This is a genomic window from Streptomyces sp. NPDC056144, assembly GCF_042264145.1.
Classification (GTDB): Bacteria; Actinomycetota; Actinomycetes; order Streptomycetales; family Streptomycetaceae; genus Streptomyces.
This window is the reverse complement of sequence record NZ_JBHJVF010000008.1, coordinates 221,473-242,944: the sequence shown is the minus strand read 5'-3', so window position 1 is coordinate 242,944 and position 21,472 is coordinate 221,473. Positions and strand designations below refer to the sequence as shown.

The 21,472-nt window shown below is 72.2% G+C and carries 18 protein-coding genes; 5 read left to right on the top strand and 13 right to left on the bottom strand.

Features of this window, described 5'->3' with window-relative positions:
- Nucleotides 1-58: 58 nt before the first annotated feature.
- Nucleotides 59-595 carry a GtrA family protein gene (locus ACFC0Z_RS24820; RefSeq protein ID WP_376441883.1) on the top strand — a complete coding sequence of 179 codons (537 nt, stop codon included), beginning with the start codon at nucleotides 59-61 and terminating at the stop codon, nucleotides 593-595.
- A 1-nt stretch (nucleotide 596) separates the two neighbouring features.
- On the opposite strand, the gene ACFC0Z_RS24815 is transcribed toward ACFC0Z_RS24820, so the two are convergent.
- Together ACFC0Z_RS24815 and ACFC0Z_RS24810 are read right to left on the bottom strand one after the other, a co-directional pair.
- Entirely contained in the window at nucleotides 597-1,874 is a 1,278-nt protein-coding gene (locus ACFC0Z_RS24815; RefSeq protein WP_376441880.1) for an ATP-binding protein, read from the bottom strand.
- A 13-nt stretch (nucleotides 1,875-1,887) separates the two neighbouring features.
- Complete coding sequence (locus tag ACFC0Z_RS24810) at nucleotides 1,888-2,565, bottom strand: response regulator transcription factor (RefSeq protein ID WP_376441877.1); 678 nt, start codon at nucleotides 2,563-2,565, stop codon at nucleotides 1,888-1,890.
- A gap of 472 nt (nucleotides 2,566-3,037) precedes the next feature.
- On the opposite strand from ACFC0Z_RS24810, the gene ACFC0Z_RS24805 reads away from it, so the two are divergent.
- Entirely contained in the window at nucleotides 3,038-4,558 is a 1,521-nt protein-coding gene (locus tag ACFC0Z_RS24805; RefSeq protein WP_376441875.1) for a peptide MFS transporter, read from the top strand.
- Nucleotides 4,559-4,637: 79 nt separating this feature from the next.
- On the opposite strand, the gene ACFC0Z_RS24800 is transcribed toward ACFC0Z_RS24805, so the two are convergent.
- From ACFC0Z_RS24800 to ACFC0Z_RS24775, 6 genes are all read right to left on the bottom strand, one after another.
- Nucleotides 4,638-6,188, bottom strand: a complete 1,551-nt coding sequence (locus ACFC0Z_RS24800; protein WP_376441872.1) for a hypothetical protein — start codon at nucleotides 6,186-6,188, stop codon at nucleotides 4,638-4,640.
- Between the two features lie 14 nt (nucleotides 6,189-6,202).
- The gene (locus tag ACFC0Z_RS24795) at nucleotides 6,203-7,291 is read right to left on the bottom strand and encodes a hypothetical protein (protein WP_376441870.1); all 1,089 of its coding nucleotides are present in this window, start codon (nucleotides 7,289-7,291) and stop codon (nucleotides 6,203-6,205) included.
- Nucleotides 7,292-7,304: 13 nt separating this feature from the next.
- Nucleotides 7,305-8,138 carry a hypothetical protein gene (locus ACFC0Z_RS24790; protein ID WP_376441868.1) on the bottom strand — a complete coding sequence of 278 codons (834 nt, stop codon included), beginning with the start codon at nucleotides 8,136-8,138 and terminating at the stop codon, nucleotides 7,305-7,307.
- Entirely contained in the window at nucleotides 8,138-8,869 is a 732-nt protein-coding gene (locus ACFC0Z_RS24785; RefSeq protein WP_376441977.1) for a peptidase, read from the bottom strand. The genes ACFC0Z_RS24790 and ACFC0Z_RS24785 overlap by 1 nt, the downstream gene beginning before the upstream one ends.
- Before the next feature lie 119 nt (nucleotides 8,870-8,988).
- The gene (locus ACFC0Z_RS24780; protein WP_376441866.1) at nucleotides 8,989-9,408 is read right to left on the bottom strand and encodes an ATP-binding protein; all 420 of its coding nucleotides are present in this window, start codon (nucleotides 9,406-9,408) and stop codon (nucleotides 8,989-8,991) included.
- A 117-nt stretch (nucleotides 9,409-9,525) separates the two neighbouring features.
- A complete protein-coding gene (locus ACFC0Z_RS24775) occupies nucleotides 9,526-9,900 on the bottom strand; it encodes an STAS domain-containing protein (RefSeq protein WP_376441864.1) in 375 nt (124 codons plus the stop codon).
- A 249-nt stretch (nucleotides 9,901-10,149) separates the two neighbouring features.
- Between ACFC0Z_RS24775 and ACFC0Z_RS24770 the strand changes: the two genes are divergently transcribed.
- Entirely contained in the window at nucleotides 10,150-11,052 is a 903-nt protein-coding gene (locus ACFC0Z_RS24770) for an RNA polymerase sigma factor SigF (protein ID WP_376441861.1), read from the top strand.
- 19 nt (nucleotides 11,053-11,071) lie between these two features.
- Here ACFC0Z_RS24770 and ACFC0Z_RS24765 read toward each other — a convergent pair whose 3' ends face one another.
- Nucleotides 11,072-11,797 (bottom strand): hypothetical protein, encoded by a 726-nt coding sequence (locus ACFC0Z_RS24765; protein WP_376441858.1) that lies wholly within the window; start codon nucleotides 11,795-11,797, stop codon nucleotides 11,072-11,074.
- 222 nt (nucleotides 11,798-12,019) lie between these two features.
- On the opposite strand from ACFC0Z_RS24765, the gene ACFC0Z_RS24760 reads away from it, so the two are divergent.
- Both ACFC0Z_RS24760 and ACFC0Z_RS24755 read left to right on the top strand, forming a co-directional pair.
- Nucleotides 12,020-13,606 (top strand): phospholipase A2, encoded by a 1,587-nt coding sequence (locus ACFC0Z_RS24760; RefSeq protein ID WP_376441855.1) that lies wholly within the window; start codon nucleotides 12,020-12,022, stop codon nucleotides 13,604-13,606.
- A gap of 113 nt (nucleotides 13,607-13,719) precedes the next feature.
- Nucleotides 13,720-15,750, top strand: coding sequence for a S8 family serine peptidase (locus ACFC0Z_RS24755; protein ID WP_376441853.1), 2,031 nt, complete (start codon nucleotides 13,720-13,722; stop codon nucleotides 15,748-15,750).
- A 66-nt stretch (nucleotides 15,751-15,816) separates the two neighbouring features.
- On the opposite strand, the gene hutI is transcribed toward ACFC0Z_RS24755, so the two are convergent.
- From hutI to hutU, 4 genes are all read right to left on the bottom strand, one after another.
- Entirely contained in the window at nucleotides 15,817-17,073 is a 1,257-nt protein-coding gene (gene hutI / locus ACFC0Z_RS24750) for an imidazolonepropionase (RefSeq protein WP_376441850.1), read from the bottom strand.
- A gap of 23 nt (nucleotides 17,074-17,096) precedes the next feature.
- Nucleotides 17,097-18,437, bottom strand: coding sequence for a formimidoylglutamate deiminase (locus ACFC0Z_RS24745; RefSeq protein ID WP_376441847.1), 1,341 nt, complete (start codon nucleotides 18,435-18,437; stop codon nucleotides 17,097-17,099).
- Nucleotides 18,428-19,654 carry an allantoate amidohydrolase gene (locus ACFC0Z_RS24740; RefSeq protein ID WP_376441974.1) on the bottom strand — a complete coding sequence of 409 codons (1,227 nt, stop codon included), beginning with the start codon at nucleotides 19,652-19,654 and terminating at the stop codon, nucleotides 18,428-18,430. The genes ACFC0Z_RS24745 and ACFC0Z_RS24740 overlap by 10 nt, the downstream gene beginning before the upstream one ends.
- 86 nt (nucleotides 19,655-19,740) lie before the next feature.
- The gene (gene hutU, locus ACFC0Z_RS24735; RefSeq protein ID WP_376441845.1) at nucleotides 19,741-21,405 is read right to left on the bottom strand and encodes a urocanate hydratase; all 1,665 of its coding nucleotides are present in this window, start codon (nucleotides 21,403-21,405) and stop codon (nucleotides 19,741-19,743) included.
- Nucleotides 21,406-21,472 lie beyond the last annotated feature (67 nt).

The following is a 21,472-nucleotide window of genomic DNA, read 5'->3' as shown; positions in this document are numbered from 1 at the left end:
GCATGGTTGGGTTGACGTCGCCCGGACGTCACCCATCCGGACGGGACGACCCACCACCATGAGCGAACCCGGCGCGCTGCGCACGCGACTGAACGGGCTTTTCCGTGAGGTCGCCAAGTTCGGGGCCGTCGGGGCTGTCGGTGTCCTGGTCGACCTCGGGGTGTTCAACCTCGTCCGGCACTTCACGGACCTGCCGGTGGTGCGCGCGAGCATCATCGCCACCCTGGTGGCGATCGTCTTCAACTACGTGGGGTTCCGTTACTTCACGTACCGCGACCGGGACAAGAGCGGCCGCGGCAAGGAGATGACGCTCTTCCTGCTGTTCAGCGCGATCGGCCTGGTGATCCAGAACGGTCTGCTGTACGCGGCGACGTACGGGCTCGGCCTGGACGGCCCGCTCGCGAGCAACGTCTTCAAGTTCGTCGGCATCGGCGTCGCGACGCTGTTCCGCTTCTGGTCGTACCGCACGTGGGTCTTCCGTACGACGCCCGCGCAGGAGGTCGTGCAGGAGGCCGTGCAGGCAGCCGAGTCGTTCCTCGAGCAGCCGCCCCGCCAGACGACGCGGGCCGCGGTCGACCGCCAGCCGGCGGCCTGACTCACCTCACGGGCCGCTCGCGCGGTTCCTCCTGCTCCTTCACTCCCCTGACCTCGCGGCTCAGGAAGAGCGCGAAGACCGGCGGCTGCTGCTGGAGCAGCTCCAGGCGCCCGCCGTCCGCCTCCGCGAGGTCGCGGGCGACCGCGAGGCCGATGCCCGTGGAGCTGCGGCCGCTCACCGCCCGTTCGAAGATCCGCGCGCCGAGGTCGGCCGGGACGCCCGGGCCCTCGTCGGTGACCTCGATCACCGACTGGTTGCCGGTGACCCGGGTCCGTACCGCGACGGTGCCGCCGCCGTGCATGAGCGAGTTCTCGATCAGGGCGGCCAGGACCTGGGCGACCGCGCCCGGAGTGCCGACGGCCCGCATGCCCTGCTTGCCCGAGTGGACGATGGCCCGGCCCGCGCTGCGGTAGGCCGACCGCCACTCCTCCAGCTGCTGCTTGACGACCTCGTCGAGGTCGAAGGCGACGGCGGAGCCGGTCCGGGGGTCCCGGGAGTTCGTGAGCAGCCGCTCGACGACGTCGGTGAGCCGCTCGACCTGCGTGAGCGCGATCGTCGCCTCCTCCTTGACCGTGTCGAGGTCGTCGGCGAGGGCGACCTCCTCCAGGCGCATGGAGAGGGCCGTGAGGGGCGTACGGAGCTGGTGGGAGGCGTCGGCGGCGAGGCGGCGCTCGGCGGTGAGCATCCGGCCGATGCGCTCGGCGGAGGCGTCGAGGACGTCCGCGACCCGGTCGAGCTCGGGGACCCCGTACCGCTTGTGCCGTGGCCTCGGGTCGCCGGAGCCGAGCCGTTCGGCGGTCTCCGCGAGGTCGGTCAGCGGCGAGGCCAGCTTGTCCGCCTGGCGTACGGCGAGGAGCACGGCGGCGACGACGGCGAGGAGCGCCACGGCGCCGATGATCAGGAGGGTGCGGCCGACCTCGGCGGTGACCGTGGACCGGGACTCCTCGACGATCACCGTCTCGCCGCGCTCGCCCTCGGCGAGGCCCCGGATGACGGAGCCGGTGGGACGGGTGCCGATCTCGATGGGTTCGCGGCCGGGGATGCGGATCTGCGCGTACCGCTTGGCGCCGCTCTGCTCGGCGAGGATGTCCGGGTTGACCGGTTCCCCGCCGATGAGGCGGCTGTCGACGATGGAGACGATCCGCAGCGCCTCCGAGTCCACGCTCTCCTGGGCGCTGCTGGAGATCGTGCGGGTCTCCACGATGACGAGGGAGACGCCGAAGACGGCGATGACGACGAGCACCACGGCGAGCGTGGAGTTGATCAGGCGGCGGCGCATGGCGTGAGAGGACTCAGCTCTTCTCGAAGCGGAAGCCGACTCCCCGCACGGTGGCGATGTAGCGGGGGTTGGCGGCGTCGTCCCCGAGCTTCTTGCGGAGCCAGGAGATGTGCATGTCGAGGGTCTTGGTCGAAGACCACCAGGTGGTGTCCCAGACCTCGCGCATCAGCTGGTCGCGGGTGACGACCCGGCCGGCGTCCCGGACGAGGACCCGGAGGAGGTCGAACTCCTTCGCCGTGAGCTGGAGCTCCTCGTCGCCCATCCACGCGCGGTGCGACTCGACGTCGATCCGCACGCCGTGGGTGGAGGGGGCGGCGACCGGCTCGGTGGAGCCGCGCCGGAGGAGGGCCCGGACGCGGGCGAGGAGTTCGGCGAGCCGGAAGGGCTTGGTGACGTAGTCGTCGGCGCCGGCGTCGAGCCCGACGACCGTGTCGACCTCGTCGGCGCGGGCGGTCAGCACCAGGATCGGGACCGTGTGACCTTCGGCGCGCAGCCGCCGGGCGACTTCGAGGCCGTCCATGCCGGGCAGGCCCAGGTCGAGGACGACCAGGTCCACGCCGCCCTGGAGGCCGGCGTCGAGGGCGGTGGGGCCGTCCTCGCGGACCTCGACCTCGTACCCCTCTCTCCGCAGGGCGCGGGCCAGCGGCTCCGAGATGGATGCGTCGTCCTCGGCGAGCAGTACACGGGTCATGGGGTGATGGTAGTCCGCACGGGTACCGGGGCGGGGCGGGTTCCCCGGCGCCCGCGTCCGGCCCGCGTCCGGCCCGCGTCCGGCCCGCGTCCGGCCCGGGCGAACCCTGGGGATCTTGTGGGCATCCTGTTCATGACCTTCGAATGCCCTTCCGTGGTTGCGTTGTTACCTGTGATCCATCTCTCAAGTCCTTCCATATCCGGCACTGTCGTGTCGTATGGTGTCGAGACGTCTGTAGCGGTAATCGGGGACCTTTGGCCTGCTTCGTGCGCCAAGGTCCTCTTTCTGCGGGAGGCCGGCATAGCCGAACCTCGAAGACGGTGAACGACCTGTGGGCCGGGTCCCGGGACGCGAAGACGCGATTCCCGGGGCGTGGATCCCGGTGGAGTCCGACAGCTCCACCGGTGCCGGCCACCCCCCACCGGGCGCATCACGCTCACCAAGCGAGCGTCCCGACAGAACAAGGATCGACATGGCGTCCAGCCTGACGACGACTTCGAGCGGAACCCCTGGTTCCGAGAAGACGTTCTTCGGCCACCCCCGTGGTCTGGCCACCCTCTTCATGACCGAGATGTGGGAGCGTTTCTCCTACTACGGCATGCGGGCCCTTCTGGTGCTCTACCTGGTCTCCGGCGGCGCGGACGCGGCCACCGGCACCCAGGGCGGCGGCCTCGCGATGACCGCGGCCACGGCCACGGCGATCTACTCCGTGTACGTGTCGATGGTCTACCTGATGGCCATGCCCGGCGGCTGGTTCGGTGACCGCGTCTGGGGCGCCCGCAAGACCGTCGCCATCGCCGGTTTCGTGATCATGGCGGGTCACTTCTCGCTCGCGATACCCGGCCAGGCGATGTTCTTCGTCGGTCTCGCGCTCGTCGCGGCCGGCTCCGGTCTGCTCAAGGCCAACATCTCCACGATGGTCGGCCACCTCTACGACGGCCCGGACGACCCGCGCCGTGACGGTGGCTTCACGCTCTTCTACATCGGCATCAACCTCGGTGCCTTCGTCGCGCCCTTCGTCGTCGGCACCGTCGGCGAGAAGGTCAACTGGCACCTCGGCTTCGCGCTCGCCGCGGTCGGCATGGGCCTCGGTCTCGTCCAGTTCCTCCTCGGCACCAAGAACCTCAGCCCGAAGAGCAACGTCGTCCCGAACCCGCTCTCCCCGGCCGAGCGCAAGAGCGTCCTGGTCAAGGTCGCCCTGGTCGCCGTCCTCGCCGCCGCCTTCTACGGCGTCGTCGTGGCCCTGGGCATGTACACCCTGAACTGGGCTCTCGTCCCGATCACCCTCGCGGGTCTGATCATCCCGGTCGCCGTCCTCGTCCGCATCAAGCGCGACAAGGACCTCGACAAGACCGAGCAGTCGAAGATGACCGGCTACATCTGGTTCTTCGTCGCCGCCGCCGTCTTCTGGATGATCTACGACCAGGGCGGCTCGACCCTGTCGCTCTTCGCCGACGGCAAGACCGCGGACACCGTCTTCGGCTTCGGCTTCCCGGCCACCTGGTACCAGTCGCTGAACCCGCTCTTCGTGATGGCGCTCGCGCCGGTCTTCGCGTGGCTGTGGCTGTGGCTCGCCCGCAAGAACCAGGAGCCGAACACCATCGTGAAGTTCGCGATGGGTCTGGTCCTCGTCGGCGCGTCCTTCTTCGTCTTCATCGTCCCGATGAACATGGCCGGCGACGGCACCAAGGTCTCCCCGATGTGGCTCGTCTCGATCTACATGATCCAGACCATCGGTGAGCTGTGCCTCTCCCCGGTCGGCCTCTCGGTCACCACGAAGATGGCGCCGCAGAAGTACGCCTCCCAGATGATGGGCGTCTGGTTCCTCGCCGTCACCGCCGGTGACTGCACGACCGGTCTGCTCTCCCTCGCCGGTGTCGACCTCAACGGCACAGGGATCATCGCGATGGAAGCGAGTCTGGCGGTCCTCGCCGGCTTCGCGGTCTTCATGTACCGCAAGAAGGTCCAGTCGCTCATGGGCAGCGTTCACTGACGCACCCCTTTGTACGGCCGAAGGCCGCCGCACCTCTCCGGTGCGGCGGCCTTCGCCGTATCCCCTGATGCTTGACGAGCTACCGCCGCAGGCGCGCCCACGGGGTGAAGGTGAACACCGCGCCGCCGATCAGGATGATCGTGCCCGCGACGAGCGCGAGGGCGCGCAGGGCGCCGTCACTGCCGGAGCTTCCGGTCTCGGCGAGGTTCCCGCCGGAGTCGGAGGAACCGCCGGAGCCGGTGGTGCTGCCGCCGCCGGAGGTGGTGGTCGTGGAGCCGGCCGTGGTGGTCGAACCGCCGGTCGTGCCGCCCGCCTGCTTGCTCGTGTCGAGCGTCAGGGAGACCGGGGCCGTGCCCTTGACCGTGCAGGGGACCTTGAGCTGCTGCCCGCCGAGGCTGACCGTGATGGTCAGCGTGCCGGGGGTGAGCGTCGCCTTTCCGGTCGCGCCGGGACGGTACGTCCCCGTCATGTCCTCCAGGCTCACCATGTCGCCCAGCTTGAGGGCGGTGGGGTTGGGCTTCCCGGTGACCGTGACGGTGCCCTTCTCGGCCCCGCCGATCCTGATCTCCATCGAGGGCGTGAGGGCGCCCTTCTCCAGGGGGGCCGGGCTGGGCATGACGCCCTTGCCGGTCTTCACGGTGAGCTCGTAGGCGCCGCCGTTCTTCTTGGCGTTGATCGTCACCTTGGAGTCGATGTTCTTCGGGCCGCCGGTGGTGCAGCCGTAGTTCACGACCACCTGCTTGCCGGGGAAGTCGGTCTGCCCTCCGCCGCCACCGGTGGTGCCGCCGGAGGTCTCCCCGCCGGAGGCGCTGGTCGCCGAGCCGCCGGACGCGGTGCTCGCGGAGCCGCCCGTGCTGCCGGTGGCGGTCGCGGTACCGCCGGAGGTCGTGGTCGTGCTCGCCGAGCCGCCGGAGGTCGTGGTGGTGCTGCTGCCGGTGGTGCTGCCGCTGCTGCCGGACGAACCGCCGGACGTGGTGGTGGTGGTGCTGCTACCGCTGCTGCCGGACGATCCACCGGACGTCGTCGTCGTGCTCGTACCGCCCGAGGTCGTCGTACTCGTACCGCCGGACGTCGTCGTCGTGCCGCCCGAGGTCGAGCCCGTGCCGTCCGTGACCTTGATCGTCGCGGCGACCGGGACGGTCTCCTTCGGCGTGCACTTGGTGTCCGTCGAGATCGGCTTGGAGACGTTGATGTTGTACGCGCCGGGGGCCAGCGTGACGTCGCCCGCCTTGTCCAGCTTCAGCTTGGCCCGCATCTCCGACAGCGGCATCGGGCTGTTCTTCGGGACCGGCGGGTTCTTCCGCGGTCCCTCCACGGCGAGCGTGCCGGACGCCACGCCGCCCAGCGTCACGACGCCGGTCGGCTTCACCGTGTCCGCCTGGAGGTCGAGCACGTCGGGGTTCTTCGACGCGCCCTGGACCGTCTTCCAGACGATCTCGACCTCGTCGCCGACCTTCGCCTCCGCCGGTGCCGTGATCAGCACCTTCGTCGTGCCCTGGATGGGCGGAAGGCCGGAGATCGGCGGCGGGACGCACTCCGTCTTGTACGAGACCTCGGCGGCCTGCGCGGGGCCGGCGGCATACAGGATTCCCGCGCCGCCGAGCATCAGCGCGACGCCGGCCGCGCTCATCCTCCGTTGCGTACTCACGCCTGTCCTTTCGTCGTCGGGCTGCTGCTCTCTGGCGCTGACGGTGCGGAGTCAGGGCTGAACCACGGCAGGACCGTGGTCGGTTCGCCGTCCGGGTCCGCCGGGGTCCCGTGGGCCGCCGGGGCGGCGGCGGGAGCGGCGGTCGCGGAGGGACGCGTACGGGTACGGGTACGGGTACGGCTGCGGGGGCGGGACCGGCCGCGCGTACGGGCGCGGCCGCCGGTCGCGGGCCTGACCCGGTCCACGACCGCCATCCCGACGCGGAACAGGGCGGCCGGGACGACCACCGCGAGCAGCACCCAGAAGAAGGTCACGCCCCAGGGCCTGCCGACCCCCCACGGCTGCTCGACCAGGACCTTGCCCGCGTAGCGGACGGAGACCTGGTAGTCGCCGTGGGCGCCCGCGGAGAGTTCGGCGGGGAGCCGGACGAGCGCCTTCTTGCCGGGGGCGATCGTGCCGGTCCACTGGCGTTCCTCGTACTGCGGCGCGAAGACCCCGTGGCTCGTGCCGACCTCGAAGACGGGGTCCTTGACGGGCGCCGAGCCGAGGTTGCCGACGGTGAAGACGATCTCCCGGCGCGGGGGCGCGCCGAACCAGACGAGGAGGCCGCTGGAGCCGTCGAGCCGGACGGCGGCGAGGACGGCGAGGCGGCCGTTGCCCGAGACCTCGGGGAGGGGGGCGGTGGGGTGCCCGGCGACCGCGAACGCCTTGTCGACGGCGTCCTGCTGCCCGGTGAGCCCGGCGACGTGCACCACGCACGGGCAGGGCTTGGGCGGTTCGGAGACCGGGAGCTTGGCGCTGAAGCCGCCCCGGGAGTCGACCGTGGCGGCCCGTCCGTCGCCGTTGGCGCAGGAGTTGGTGCCGCCGATGACGCCGGCCTCGGGGGTCGCCTGGCCGCAGACCAGGAGCATCAGGAGCGCGCCGGGCTTCCAGCCGCTGCCGCTGACGGTGAGCGTGCCGCCCTTGCCGCCCTCGGTCGCGGACAGCTCGACCACGGGTCCGGGTGCCGCCGTCACGGGGGCGGCGGGCAGCAGGGCGAGGGCGAGGGCCGCGATCAGGGCCGCGGCCGTCCGTGTCCACCTCATGGTTTCGGCCACCTCATGGTCTCGTTCCCGCCGACGCTCGCCGGGTACGGGCCCTGCCGCGCCGCGCCCGTACCCCGTACACCCCGCTCCCGGCCGCCGCGAGGAGCACCCCGGCCGTGCCCGCGAGCGCCGGGCCCGAGGCGAAGACGGCCTCGGCGCGGGCGGTGGCGGGGGTGGCGCCGGGGGCGGCGGCGGTCAGGAGGACGGTGACGGAGTCGAGGGCGGGCGGGTCGGACCAGGGTTCGGTGCGGGTCGCGCGCTCGCCGGGGCGCAGGGTGACCGGCAGGGCGCGTTCCGGCCGGTCGAGGACCGTGCCGAGGAGGCCCTCGGCGCGGACCGTGAGGGTCGGCGACTCGAGGACGGTGCTGCCGCGGTTGACCAGGGTGTAGCGGAGGGTCCTCGCGAACCGGTCGACACTCACGTCCTCGACGGTGAGCGCGGCCAGGCGCGGGCCGCTGACCCGCAGGCGCAGCGCGACGCTCACCTCGCGGCCGCCGGCCACCGCGCGGACGGTGCCCTCGTGGTCGCCGGGCGGGGTGTCCGCGGTGACGGTCACGGCGAAGGGCACGTCCGCGCGGGTCCTGGCGGGCACGGTCACGGTCCGCGCGGCGAAGGCCACCGGGGTGCCGTGGCCGGTGAGCCGGACGGTGAGCGGGGACGCGCCCGGGTTGGTCAGGGACAGCGTGTCCTGGAGGACGCTCCCGGCGGGGCCCTCCAGGTAGGCGTACGGCCGTCCGGCGACGGGCTCGGCCGTCCACGCCGGGGCGGCGGGGGGCGCCGCCGCGACCGCGCCCAGGAGGGCGGCCGCGGCGGCGACGAGCCCCGAGCGGGTCGCAGCGCCGCGCATCAGCGTGCCGTGCGCCGCGTGAGCCAGAGGACTCCGGCGGCGCCGGTCAGCAGGACGGTGCCGCCGAGGGTCCCGAGGGCCATGGCGGAGTCCAGCGGGCCGGTCTTGGGCAGTTCGCTGCCGGAGCCGGAGCCCGAGCCGGAGCCCGAGCCGGAACCGCTGCCGGAGCCGGAGCCGCTGCCTGAGCCCGAGCCGCTCCCCGAGCCGCCGCCGGCGACCCCCGTCACGTCGAGTTCGAGCGAGGGCTTGGGGTTGTTCTTCGGGGTGCAGACGGCCGCGTCCATGCCGAGGGCGTTGACGGTGAGGACACCGGCCGTGAAGGTGACCTTGCCGTTCTTCTTCGGCGTGTAGGTGCCGGTCAGGGTCCCGATCTTGATCGGGGTGTCCTTCGGGACGACGGCGCTGTTCGGCACGCCCTTGACCTTGAGCCTGCCCGAGTCGTCCCCGCCGAGGACGAGTTCGGCGCGCGGGGTCATCATGCCCTTGCCCAGCTCGATCGGGCTGCCCGAGACGCCCTTCTCGAAGGACATCGTGATCGTGTAGCCGCTGCCGCTCTTGACGGCCTTGATGTCGACGGGCGAGACGGCGCTGTTGGGCCCGATCTTCGTCTCGCAGCCGTAGCTCACGTCGACCACGGTCGCCTGCGCCCCCGGCGCCCCGATCAGCACGGTCGCGCCCGCCACCGCGACCGCGGCCGCGAGGCCGGCGGTCGTTCTCCCCCGGTTCGTCACCTTGGACACCCCGAACACCCCTCACCGCAACATAACTGACGGTCTTTCAGATTGGCCGTCAAGGTACGCCGGGGGCCCCGAGGAGGGAAGCCGGTGGAGCAGGTGAAGTTGTGAAAGTCCTATACGGGAGCGGCCAGTTCGGCCCAGACCGTCTTGCCGGGGGCACCTGGGACCCGGTCGATTCCCCAGTCGAGACAGAGCCGCTGCACGATGAACATGCCGTGCCCGCCGGGCCGTCCGGCCCGGTGCGGGGCGCGGGGCGCGGGCTGGCCCGCCCCCCGGTCGGTGACTTCGAGACGGACGACCCGGCCTCCCCGTACGACTCTCAGACGCTCGGGCCCCTCGGCGTGCAGGCAGGCGTTGGTGACGAGTTCGGAGACGACGAGCAGGACGTCCTCGGCGGCGGCCCTGCGGTCGGCGGTGGCGGCCGGGAGCCAGCCCCACTCGTGGAGCGCCGAGCGCGTGAAGTCGCGGGCGAGCGGGACGGTGCCGCTGGTCTCGCAGAGAGCGAGCGTACGGACGTCGGAAGGGTGGTCCATCAGCGCTTCACCTCACCGATCGACGAGACAGAGGGAACGGACCCGCGGGTCCTATGGGGTGGGGCGTGCGGAGCGCGTCCCTGCGCGGGAGGGGGCGTCCGGCCGGACACGCCCCCGTCAGCCGGGGGGAAGCGCCGTGCCGAGCGTGTCGTGCAGCGTGAAGACGGCGTCCGCGCCGGTGATCCGGAAGACCCGGGCGACCGCGGGCCGCATCCCCACGAGATGGACCCCGCCGCCCGCCGCGTCGGCCCGCAGCCGGGCGCCGAGCAGCACGTTGAGTCCGGTCGAGTCGCAGAAGTCGAGCGCCGAGCAGTCGACGACGAGGCGCGAGCGGCCCGCGTCGAGCGCGGCCTCCAGGGGCGTCCGCAGGAGCTCCGCGGTGTGGTGGTCGAGTTCACCCGCCGGTACGAGGAGTTCGCTCGCCCCGTCCAGGGCCCTGGCCTCGACCCGCAGCCGCGCGGGCTGCCCGCTGCCGATGTGCTCGCGGTCCATGGACGTGCCTCTCCTCGCTCACGCGGATGCCGACTGACGCGTCCCGAACCCTACAAGCGGGGCCCGCCCCGGCGCACATGCCCTCCCCCACAAACCGCACCAAACCGGATTATTGGTACTTGCAACCATCGCCGTCGACCAGGTAGGGCTAGAAGGAAGCACCGCGCTGGACCCCCCACAGCGCGTCCGACACGACCGGCCACGGAGGCGCCGCACACCGCAGCGGAAGCACCACGAAGGAGACGATCCATGTCACCCCGGCTCGACGCCCCGCACACCCCCCACGCGCCGTCGACGACCCTGCCCCTCCCGGCGACGGCGGCACCCGACGCGACCGCCCACGGCCCCGCGGGCCGTCCCGGCCTCGACGACCTCGACGGCCCCGTCGACGCGCGGGCGCTCTCCAAGGAGCTCTTCGCCCGCCTCGCCGTACTGGAGGAAGGCACCCCCGAACACGCCTACGTCCGCAACACCCTCGTCGAACTCAACCTGGCCCTGGTGAAGTTCGCCGCCGCCCGGTTCCGCACCCGCAGCGAGCCGATGGAGGACATCGTCCAGGTCGGCACGATCGGGCTCATCAAGTCCATCGACCGCTTCGAGCTGTCCCGCGGGGTCGAGTTCCCCACCTTCGCGATGCCGACGATCATCGGCGAGATCAAGCGGTTCTTCCGGGACACCTCCTGGTCCGTGCACGTGCCCCGCAGGCTCCAGGAGCTGCGGATCGACCTGGCCAAGGCCGGTGACACGCTGACCCAGCGCCTCGACCGCGCCCCGACCGTCGCCGAACTCGCGGAGGAGCTCGGGATCTCCGCGGACGAGGTGGTCGAGGGCATGGCCGCGGGCAACGCGTACACCGCCTCCTCGCTCGACGCCACGACCGAGGAGGACGACTCCGGCAGCGGCGAGCGGGCCCTCGCCGACCGGATCGGCTACGAGGACCACGGCCTCTCGGGGATCGAGTACATCGCCTCCCTCAAGCCGATGATCGCCTCCCTGCCCGCCCGCGACCGGCTCATCCTCTCCCTCCGCTTCGTCTCCGGGATGACCCAGTCCGAGATCGGCACCGAGCTCGGCATCTCCCAGATGCACGTCTCCCGGCTGCTCTCCCGCACCCTGGCCCGGCTGCGCCGGGGACTCACCGTCGAGGAGTGACCGCCTCCCGGGACACCCCTCAGCCGCGCTTGACCTCCGTGATCCTCAGGTCCGGGTCGGCCACCGCCCCGAAGGGCTCGATCACCAGCCCGTCGCGGAGGCCGACGATCTCCAGGGCGGCCTGGGAGTCGATCCGCAGGTCCACCCGGACGACGGGGGCGCCGCCCCGGGCGGGCATGGCGTGGATACGGGTGGCCGGGTAGTCCAGCTTCAGGAGCGCGGCGCGCAGCGCCTCCGCGTCGGCGGCACCCTTGCCGCCGACGCCCGCCCGGATGCGGTCCGCGTGCTTGCCGGTGATGCACCGGATCTCGGCGTCGAGCGGGACCTCCGTGTAGTCGCGGGGTTCGAGCGGAGTGGTGTCGTACCGGGGCGGGCCCTCGGAGGACTGCGGATCGGGGCCGATGCCGTCCCGGGTGGGCGGCGGGTTGTCGGGGCCGTATCCGCCGTCCACGGGCTCCGCGTCGGACTCGGGGAACTCCGACGGGCGGCCGGACGGGGTCACCCGGCACTCGTTGTTGATCGCGCGGACGACCTTGGTGAAGCGCTTGACGGAGGCGTCCTGCCCGGCGGACGCGGCCGCGGAGGCCGTGGCGCTCGGGGTCGCCGTGGCGCCGACCGGGCGGACGGTGCCTCCCGCGGAGCCCGGCGTCGTGCCCGTACCGGCGGTCTGGCTGCCGCAGCCGACCAGGGCGAGAGAGGCGAGGCCGGCGGCGGCGAGGGCTGTGGTGATGCGGTGGATTCTCATGGTCACATCCTGTTCCGCGGCCTCCGGCGGCCACATGAGTACGGGTACTCAGCTCACCCCCCTACGGGGGTAACACCCTTGCGACTAGGGGCCCTTGAGTGGTCATCGAGGGCATTGCAGGGCTTGTCACGGCGTCCATAAAGTCCGGCCCATCGATCACAACGGATCGGTCCAGACGGGAGAGAAACCGTGCGAAGAAGTGTTGTCCCTGTAGTCGCCGCCGTGTCCCTGGCGCTCCTGCTTCCCCAGGCCCCCACGGCCTCGGCCACGGAGGAACCGCCGGCCCAGCCGCAGTCCACCGGGGTCATCAGCGAGGTCGGCCCGGGCACGTACCAGTCGGACGACGACCAGTACCAGCTCACCGAGAACGACGTCCCGATCAGCCTCATGGGCCGTACCCACATCGTCTCCGGCGCCGGCGCCGGGGTGGCGCAGGCCCTGGACGCGCCGGCCGCCCGCAGCGACCTCGGCGTCTTCGGCCCGAGCTGGCAGGCCCAGTTCCTGGGCGGTCAGCTCAACCGCCAGCTGTCGCAGGGGTCCGGCTTCATCACCACCAAGGACCTCGACCTCAACGACTCGGTCCGGTACAACCTGACCGACACCCTCGCCCGCCCCGACGGCGGCAGCACCACCACGTACACCGCCGCCGACGGTTCCACGATCGTCGTGAACAGCGTCTGGGACGACCTCCTCGGCCAGATGACCACGTCGGCCACCGAGACGCAGAACGTCGACCTCACCGTGGCCCCCACCGGCGACGACACCCCGGTCACCGCGGCCGGTGCCTCGTACGCCGCCGCCGACCTCAAGCCGAAGGTCACCTGGAAGCAGATCGGCACCGGCGCCGACAACTGGCGTGTGAGCGGCGTCGGTTCCACGGCGACCAAGATGAGCACGGTCTCCTACGACACCACGGGCCGCGTCAAGCAGATCAACGAGCCCGCCCGCGGCGAGGCCGCCGCCCAGACGGTGAAGGTCACCTACGCGACCGCCACCACCGCCGCCGGCAGCACCCTCGGCGACGTGGCCGGCCAGGTCAAGGACATCAGCGTCACCTCCGGCGCGACCGTCGAGACCCTCGCCCGGTACTCGTACGACAGCGCGGGCCTCCTGAAGAAGGTCACCAACCCGGCCGCCGGCGCGGACCTCAACACCTACACGTACGACGGCATCGACCGCGTCACCTCCCTCACCTCCGACGACGGCGCCCGCTGGGAGCTGTCCTACGCCGGCGAGGCGGTCGCGCCGAGCGCGACCGAGACCACCGGCACGGTCCCGGTGCCCGGCAGCCCGGCCACCGGATCGCCGAGCCAGAACCAGCCCGAGGGCGTCGCCCCGGCGGCCGAGGACTTCACCGGCTCCGAGATCAACGACCCGTACGCGTACCCGAGCTACTGCTCCACCGCCTACACCTGGATGCGCTACTCGTACTCCGGCTGCTCGACGAAGGTCGCCCACTACGGCTGGCGCAACCCCTTCTGGACGCAGACGCCCACCGGTACCTGGGTCCGCGGCATCTACTACGACCACTGCACCACCTCGCCCGACAAGCCGGCCGGCTACGACTTCCGCGCGGCCTGTGACTCGCACGACTACGGCTACGGCACGATCGGCAACGCCTGGAAGGGCTACCGCTACTACCTGGACAAGTACAAGGGCTGGCAGGCCGACGCCGAGTTCTGGAACCTGCTCTACAACAAGACCTGCCCGAAGTACTGGCTCACCGGTGCCTGCCGCAAGATCGCGAACGTCTACTTCGGCTTCGTGGCCGTCGTCGGCCGCGCGAAGAACGGCGCCAACGCGACCTGATCGCACCCACGGCACCACACCCCCGCTGTAAGGAATCCGGGGGCGGAAGGCGAACCGCATGACCGACATGCCGCCAACCGCCCCCATTCTTTTGCCCACCTTGGAGACATGTCATGAAAAGTCCCGCATGGAGAGCGGCCCTCGCTGCCGCGGCAGCCCTGCTCCTCGCCGCGACACCCGCCCACAGCGCCCTCGCCGACGACCTCACGCCGACCGCCGACGGACCGGTCTCCTCGGCCCTGTTCGACCAGGCCGCCGCCGACGGAACCGTACGCGTCAACGTGGTGACGCAGGCCCGCACCGACCTCGCCTCCGCCGACGACGCGGGCGCCACCGTCGTCTCGTACGACACGCTCCCGATGGTCACCCTCCGCGTGAACACCGCGGGACTCCAGGAACTCAACGCCAAGGCCGGCGTCGTCCAGGTCGTCGAGGACGTCCCCTCGCCGCCCAGCCTGAACGAGTCGACCGTCAAGATCGGCAGCGACAAGACCACCGCCGCCGGGAAGACCGGGGCCGGGACCGCCGTCGCCGTCCTCGACACCGGCGTCGCGACCCACCACCCCTTCCTCGGCAACCGCGTCACCACCGAGGCCTGCTTCTCCGTCAACGACGAGACCTACAGCGCCACCAGCCTCTGCCCCAACGGCGCCAACGTCCAGGAGGGCACCGGCAGCGCCGACGCCGACGCCGGACCCTGCGCCACCCTCGGCACCGCCTGCTCGCACGGCACCCACGTCGCCGGCATCGTCGCCGGAAACGGCACCGGGATCACCGGAGCGCCCGCCCGGGGCGTCGCCCCCGGCGCGAACATCGTCGCCCTCCAGGTCTTCTCGAAGGTCGACGACGAGGAGTACTGCGGCGCCGGGAACGCCCCCTGCGTCCTCAGCTTCACCAGCTCCCAGATCAAGGCCCTGGAGAAGGTCCAGGCCCTGAAGCGGGCCGGCACGAACATCGTCGCCGCCAACATGAGCCTCGGAGCCGGTCGTTACACCGCCGCCTGCGCCACCGACCCGCGCAAGCCGATCATCGACAGCCTGCTCACCGACGGCGTCGCCACCGTCGTCGCCGCCGGGAACAGCGGCTTCACCGACGCCGTCGCCGCCCCCGGCTGCGTGGCCTCCGCGATCACCGTCGGCTCCACCACCGACGACGACCAGCTGTCCTCCTTCTCCAACCGGGGCACGCTCCTCGACCTCCTCGCGCCCGGCACGAGCATCGTCTCCTCGCTGCCCGGAGGCGCGTACGGCAGCAAGAACGGCACCTCGATGGCCGCCCCGCACGTCGCCGGCGCCCTCGCCGTCCTCCGCCAGACCTACCCGGCCAAGACGATCGCGGAGCTGGAGACCCTGCTGAAGTCGACCGGGTCCCCGATCACGTACACCGGCGCCACGACCCCCCGCATCGACGTCAACGCGGCCGTGAACGGCGGGACCGTCGCCCCGCTGCCCGACCCGGCGCTCCCCAACTGGGACAACTGGACCACGGTCCCGATCCCGGACCCCGGCATCGCCGAGTCGTCGATCGAGGTCACCCGTGACCGTCTCGCCCCGGCCCGCCTCCTGGTGGAGATCGACGTCAGCCACGCGTGGACCGGTGACCTCGACATCGACCTCGTCTACCCGGACGGCGCCACCACGCCGCTGCGCCGCGCCTCCGCCGGCGACAACGTCGGCGAGATCTACAAGACGTACGAGGTCGACGCCAGCGCCCACCAGGCCAAGGGCATCTGGAAGCTCCGCGTCAACGACAAGTCGGCCGGCTCCAGCGGCCACATCGTCGGCTGGACCCTGCACTTCCCCTGGTTCGCCGACTGGACCGAGCGGCCGATCGCCGACCTCGGCTCCGCCGAGTCCCCGGTGGTCGTCGGCAGCAAGCTCGGCGGCAACGCCCCCGTGAACACCAAGGTCGTCGTCGACGTCCACCACGTGTGGCGCGGTGACCTGAAGCTGGAGCTCGTCGCCCCGGACGGCCGGGCCTACCTGCTGCGGGCCGCGGCACCGAAGGACAGCGGCACCGAGATCCACGAGACGTACACGGTCGACGCGAGCGCGTCGCCGACGCGGGGCACGTGGAAGCTGCGCGCCACCGACACGGCGGCGGACGGAGCGGGGTCGATCATCGGCTGGACCCTGACCTTCTGACGCCCGCTCATGAAGAAGGGCCGGTACGTCCCCGGGGACGTACCGGCCCTTCCCTCTTTCCCGTGCTTACGCGACCCGGGTGCCCGCGCGCCAGACCTCCGCCACGAGCGGGACGCCCGGGCGGTAGGCCAGGTGGACGTGGGAGGGGGCGTTCAGGACGGTGAGGTCGGCACGGGCGCCGGGGGCGACGCGGCCGACGTCGGTACGGCGCAGGGCGGCGGCGCCGCCCGCCGTGGCGGACCAGACGGCCTCGTCGGGGGTCATGCCCATGTCCCGTACCGCGAGGGCGATGCAGAAGGGGACGGAGGAGGTGAAGGACGAGCCCGGGTTGCAGTCCGTGGACAGGGCCACGGTCACGCCCGCGCCGAGGAGGCGGCGGGCGTTCGGCCACTGGGCGCGGGTGGAGAACTCGGCGCCGGGGAGGAGGGTGGCGACCGTGCTGCCGGAGGCGAGGGCGTCGACGTCCGCGTCCGTGAGGTGGGTGCAGTGGTCGGCGCTGGCCGCGTCGAGCTCGACGGCGAGCTGGACGCCGGGGCCGTACGTCAGCTGGTTGGCGTGGACGCGGGGGTGCAGGCCCTTCGCCTTGCCGGCGGTGAGGATCGCGCGGGCCTGGTCGCCGTCGAAGGCGCCCTTCTCGCAGAAGACGTCGACCCAACGGGCGTACGGGGCGCAGGCGTCGAGCATCTCGCCGGTGACCAGCTCCACGTACGCGGCCGGGTCGTCGGCGTAGTCCGGGGAGACGATGTGGGCGCCGAGGTAGGTGACCTCGTCGGTGTGCTCGGCGGCGATCCGCAGGGCGCGGGCCTCGTCCTCGACGGTGAGGCCGTAGCCGGACTTGGTCTCGAAGGTGGTGGTGCCCTGGGCGAGGGCCTCCGCCATGTAGCGGGCCACGTTGGCGGAGAGGGCCTCGTCGGTGGCGGCCCGGGTGGCGGCGACGGTGGTGCGGATGCCGCCGGCCTTGTAGGGCTGTCCCGACATGCGGGCGTTGAACTCGGCGGTGCGGTCGCCCGCGAAGACCAGGTGCGAGTGGGAGTCGACGAAGCCGGGGATCACGGCCCGTCCGGCGGCGTCGACCCGGTTGTCAGTGGCGGGTGCTTTGCTGGATTCACCGACCCAGACGACACGGTCGCCGTCGATGACGACGGCCGCGTCCTGGATCAGTCCGAGAGGCGAACCATCACCGAGGGAGGGGTCGTTGGTGACGAGGCCGGCGATGTTGACGATGGCCGTGGCCGTCGTGGCGGTGGTCGCCACGGCGCTGTTCGCGCTCGTGGGGCCGGAGGTCGCGGCGGTGCTGTTCGTCGTCGCGGGGCCGGTGTTCATGAGGGGTGTCTCCTTCAGCCGCTTCAGCCGCGCAGGGCGGCGATCGAGTCCTGCAGGGCCTGTCCGGCGTCCGGTACGGAGCGGTGGACCCCGTCCCGTACGACGTGCCGGCCACCCACGACCGTGTGCCGGACGTCCGCGGCCGACGCTGCGAATACCGCCGTCTCGGCTGCCAGACGCGGCACCGGTCCCGCTGTCCTGACCGTGTCGAGGGCGATCGTCGTGAAGTCGGCGAGCGCCCCGGCCTCCAGGGTGCCCGCGTCGGCCCAGCCGAGCGCCGCGTGACCGTCGGCCGTGGCCGCGCGGAGCAGCGCGGCGGCGGTCCAGTGGCCTCGGGTGCGGGTGCGCAGGCGCTCGTTCAGCTCCATGGCGCGCGCCTCTTCGAGGAGGTCGATGACGGCGTGGCTGTCGCTGCCGAGCGAGAGGGGGGAGCCGGCGCGCTGGAGGGCGACGGCGGGGCCGATGCCGTCGGCGAGGTCGCGTTCGGTCGTCGGGCACATGCAGGTGCCGGTGGCGGACGAGCCGACGAGGGCGATGTCCGCGTCCGTCATGTGGGTGTTGTGGACGCCGGTGGTGCGGGGGCCGAGGACGCCGTGCTCGGCGAGGAGCTGGGTCGGGGTCATGCCGTGGGCGGCGAGGCAGGCGTCGTTCTCGGCGGTCTGCTCGGAGAGGTGGACGTGGAGCGGGGCGCCCCGCTCGGCGGCCCACTGGGCGACGGTGGACAGCTGGTCGGCGGGGACCGCGCGGACGGAGTGGACGGCCGCGCCGATCCGGACGCCGTCGCGCTCCTTGAGGGCGGAGACCCGCTCGGCCCACTTCTCCGCCGTGCCGTCGGTGAAGCGGAGCTGGTGGCGGTCGGGGGCGGCGCCGAAGCCGGAGGAGAGGTAGGCGGTGTCGAGGAGGGTGATCCGGATGCCCGCCTCCTGCGCCGCCGCGATCAGGGCCTCGCCCATGGCGTTGGGGTCGGCGTAGAGGCTCCCGCCGGGGGCGTGGTGGAGGTAGTGGAACTCGCCGACGGAGGTGATGCCGGCGAGGGCCATCTCCGCGTACACCGCGCGGGCGAGGGCGAAGTAGGAGTCGGGGGTGAGGCGTTGAGCGACGGTGTACATCACCTCGCGCCAGGTCCAGAAGGTGCCGGAGCCGACCTGGACGGTGCCGCGCAGGGCCCGGTGGAAGGCGTGCGAGTGGGCGTTGGCGAGGCCGGGGATCGTGAGGCCGCGGAGGACGACGGCGCCCGGGGGCGGGGTCTCCGCCCCCGTGCGGACGGCGCCGATCCGGCCGCCCTCGGTCACGTCGAGGACCACGCCCGGCTCGACGTTCGTGTCGAGCCAGGCGTGCTCCAGCCAGTACGTCGTCAGCGGCACGCCAGGCCCTCCAGTACGTCGGCGAGTGCGATGACCCCGGCGACGCAGTCGTCCTCGGCCGCGGATTCGGCCGGGGAGTGCGAGACGCCCGTGGGGTTGCGTACGAACAGCATGGCGGTCGGGATCGACTCGGAGAGGATTCCGGCGTCGTGTCCCGCGCCCGTGCCGAGGACGGGGACCTTGCCGGCCGTGCCCCAGGGGCGGCCGGAGGCTCCGGAGTCGCCCAGGATGCGGGAGAGCTCGTCGCGCAGGGTGTGCGAGAAGTCCACGACGGGGGTGAAGGACTCGCGGGTCACGGCGAGGTCGATGCCGTGGCGGTCGGCGTAGTCGCGGGCCGCGGCCTCGACACCGGCGATGACCCGGTCGAGGGAGCCCTGGTCGGCGGCGCGGGCGTCGAGCCAGCCGCGGACCATCGACGGGATCGCGTTGACGCCGTTCGGCTCGACGGCGATCTTGCCGAAGGTGGCGACGGCGCCGGCGAGTTCGGCCTCGCGGCGGGCGGCGAGGACCGTCTCCGCGTAGGTGAGCATCGGGTCGCGGCGGTCGACGAGTCGGGTGGTGCCGGCGTGGTTGGCCTCGCCGGCGAAGTCGTACCGCCAGCGGCCGTGCGGCCAGATCGCCGAGGCGAGGCCGACGGCGTCGCCGGAGAGGTCGAGGGCGCGGCCCTGCTCGACGTGCAGCTCGACGAACGCGCCGACGCGGGCGAGCCGCTCGGGGTCCGGGCCGATCGCCGACGGGTCGTGGCCGGCCGCCTCCATGGCCTGGGGCAGGGTGATGCCGTCCGCGTCGCGGAGCTCGTACGCCTGCTCCTTCGTGAGGCGTCCGGCGGTGAGGCGGGAGCCGACGCAGGCGAGGCCGAAGCGGGCGCCTTCCTCGTCGCCGAAGTTGACGATGGCGAGGGGCCGCTTGAAGGAGGCGCCGCGCTTGCGGAGTTCGTCGAGGGCGGCGAAGGCGGAGACGACGCCGAGGGGGCCGTCGAAGGCGCCGCCGTCGGGGACGGAGTCCAGGTGGGAGCCGGTGACGACGGCGTCGCCCGCGGTGGGGTCGCCGAGCCAGGCCCACTGGTTGCCGTTGCGGTCGGTCTCGACGTCCATGCGGCGGGCCTCGGCCTGCATCCGGAACCAGAGCCGGCAGTCGGCGTCGGCGGCGGTCCAGGCGTAGCGGCGGTAGCCGCCGGAGTCGGCGTTGCGGCCGATGGGGGCGAGGCTGCGCCACATCGCGTGGAACGAGGGGGAGGCGAGCCCCCCGGCCGCCGCCGTCCCGGAGGAGGCGGCGGCCGGGGTGGTGTCCTCGGGGGACGAGGTCACGCCGGGTCACCCTCGCGCATCGGGACGCGGACGCCCTTCTCGTCGGCGACGCGCTCGGCGATGTCGTAGCCGGCGTCGACGTGGCGGATGACGCCCATGCCCGGGTCGTTGGTGAGCACGCGGCGGATCTTCTCGCCCGCGAGCTTGGTGCCGTCGGCGACGGAGACCTGGCCGGCGTGGATGGAGCGGCCCATGCCGACGCCGCCGCCGTGGTGGATGGAGACCCAGGAGGCGCCGGAGGCGACGTTGACCATGGCGTTGAGCAGCGGCCAGTCGGCGATGGCGTCGGAGCCGTCGAGCATGGCCTCGGTCTCGCGGTACGGGGAGGCCACCGAGCCGCAGTCGAGGTGGTCGCGGCCGATCGCGAGCGGGGCGGCGAGGGTGCCGTTGCCGACCATGTCGTTGAACATGTCGCCGGCCTTGTCGCGCTCGCCCTGGCCGAGCCAGCAGATGCGGGCGGGCAGGCCCTGGAAGTGGACGCGCTCGCCGGCCATCTTGATCCAGCGGTGCAGGGACTCGTTCTCCGGGAAGAGGTCGAGGATCGCCTTGTCCGTCTTGTGGATGTCGCTCGCCTCGCCGGAGAGGGCGGCCCAGCGGAACGGGCCCTTGCCCTCGCAGAACAGCGGGCGGATGTAGGCGGGGACGAAGCCGGGGAAGGCGAAGGCCCGGTCGTAACCGGCGAGCTGGGCCTCGCCGCGGATCGAGTTGCCGTAGTCGAAGACCTCGGCGCCCGCGTCCATGAAGCCGACCATGGCCTCGACGTGCTTCGCCATCGACTCGCGGGAGCGCGTGGTGAAGCCGGCCGGGTCCTTGGCCGCCGCGTCGGCCATGTCGTCGAAGGCGACGCCGATCGGGAGGTAGGAGAGCGGGTCGTGGGCGGAGGTCTGGTCCGTCACGATGTCGATCGGGGCGCCCTCGGCGAGCATCTGCGGGAGCAGCTCGGCGGCGTTGCCGAGGAGGCCGATGGAGAGCGGGCGGCGGGCGTCGCGGGCCTCGACGGCGAGCTGGAGGGCGTGGGCGAGGTTGTCGGCCCGCACGTCCAGGTAGCGGTGCTCGATGCGGCGCTCGATGGCGCGCGGGTCGACGTCGATGCAGATGGCGACGCCGTCGTTCATCGTCACGGCGAGCGGCTGGGCGCCGCCCATGCCGCCGAGGCCGGCGGTGAGGGTGATCGTGCCCGCGAGGGTGCCGTTGAACTTCTTCGCGGCGACGGCGGCGAAGGTCTCGTACGTGCCCTGGAGGATGCCCTGGGTGCCGATGTAGATCCAGGAGCCGGCCGTCATCTGGCCGTACATCGTGAGGCCGAGGTGCTCCAGGCGGCGGAACTCCTCCCAGTTCGCCCAGTCGCCGACCAGGTTGGAGTTGGCGAGGAGGACGCGCGGGGCCCACTCGTGCGTCTGCATGACGCCGACGGGACGGCCGGACTGGACGAGCATCGTCTCGTCCTGCTTGAGGGTGCGCAGGGTGCGGACCATGGCGTCGAAGGAGCGCCAGTCGCGGGCGGCCTTGCCGGTGCCGCCGTAGACGACGAGCTTGTCGGGGTGCTCGGCGACCTCGGGGTCGAGGTTGTTCTGGAGCATCCGGAGGGCGGCTTCCTGCTGCCATCCCAGGGCGCTCAGTTCCGTACCACGGGCGGCGCGTACGGGGCGGGGTCCTGACATGGGGGTGCCTCCTCGAATGTCGTTCAGATATTCACATCCTGACGCGCTGAATAGTTGTAGTCAACAG

Excerpts from the sequence above, each read along its gene's own strand:
- ACFC0Z_RS24820 (WP_376441883.1), top strand. The coding sequence starts at position 59 with ATGAGCGAACCCGGCGCGCTGCGCACGCGACTGAACGGGCTTTTCCGT.
- ACFC0Z_RS24815 (WP_376441880.1), bottom strand. The coding sequence starts at position 1,874 with ATGCGCCGCCGCCTGATCAACTCCACGCTCGCCGTGGTGCTCGTCGTC.
- ACFC0Z_RS24810 (WP_376441877.1), bottom strand. The coding sequence starts at position 2,565 with ATGACCCGTGTACTGCTCGCCGAGGACGACGCATCCATCTCGGAGCCG.
- ACFC0Z_RS24805 (WP_376441875.1), top strand. The coding sequence starts at position 3,038 with ATGGCGTCCAGCCTGACGACGACTTCGAGCGGAACCCCTGGTTCCGAG.
- ACFC0Z_RS24800 (WP_376441872.1), bottom strand. The coding sequence starts at position 6,188 with ATGAGCGCGGCCGGCGTCGCGCTGATGCTCGGCGGCGCGGGAATCCTG.
- ACFC0Z_RS24795 (WP_376441870.1), bottom strand. The coding sequence starts at position 7,291 with ATGAGGTGGACACGGACGGCCGCGGCCCTGATCGCGGCCCTCGCCCTC.
- ACFC0Z_RS24790 (WP_376441868.1), bottom strand. The coding sequence starts at position 8,138 with ATGCGCGGCGCTGCGACCCGCTCGGGGCTCGTCGCCGCCGCGGCCGCC.
- ACFC0Z_RS24780 (WP_376441866.1), bottom strand. The coding sequence starts at position 9,408 with ATGGACCACCCTTCCGACGTCCGTACGCTCGCTCTCTGCGAGACCAGC.
- ACFC0Z_RS24775 (WP_376441864.1), bottom strand. The coding sequence starts at position 9,900 with ATGGACCGCGAGCACATCGGCAGCGGGCAGCCCGCGCGGCTGCGGGTC.
- ACFC0Z_RS24770 (WP_376441861.1), top strand. The coding sequence starts at position 10,150 with ATGTCACCCCGGCTCGACGCCCCGCACACCCCCCACGCGCCGTCGACG.
- ACFC0Z_RS24765 (WP_376441858.1), bottom strand. The coding sequence starts at position 11,797 with ATGAGAATCCACCGCATCACCACAGCCCTCGCCGCCGCCGGCCTCGCC.
- ACFC0Z_RS24755 (WP_376441853.1), top strand. The coding sequence starts at position 13,720 with ATGAAAAGTCCCGCATGGAGAGCGGCCCTCGCTGCCGCGGCAGCCCTG.
- hutI (WP_376441850.1), bottom strand. The coding sequence starts at position 17,073 with ATGAACACCGGCCCCGCGACGACGAACAGCACCGCCGCGACCTCCGGC.
- ACFC0Z_RS24740 (WP_376441974.1), bottom strand. The coding sequence starts at position 19,654 with ATGTGGCGCAGCCTCGCCCCCATCGGCCGCAACGCCGACTCCGGCGGC.
- hutU (WP_376441845.1), bottom strand. The coding sequence starts at position 21,405 with ATGTCAGGACCCCGCCCCGTACGCGCCGCCCGTGGTACGGAACTGAGC.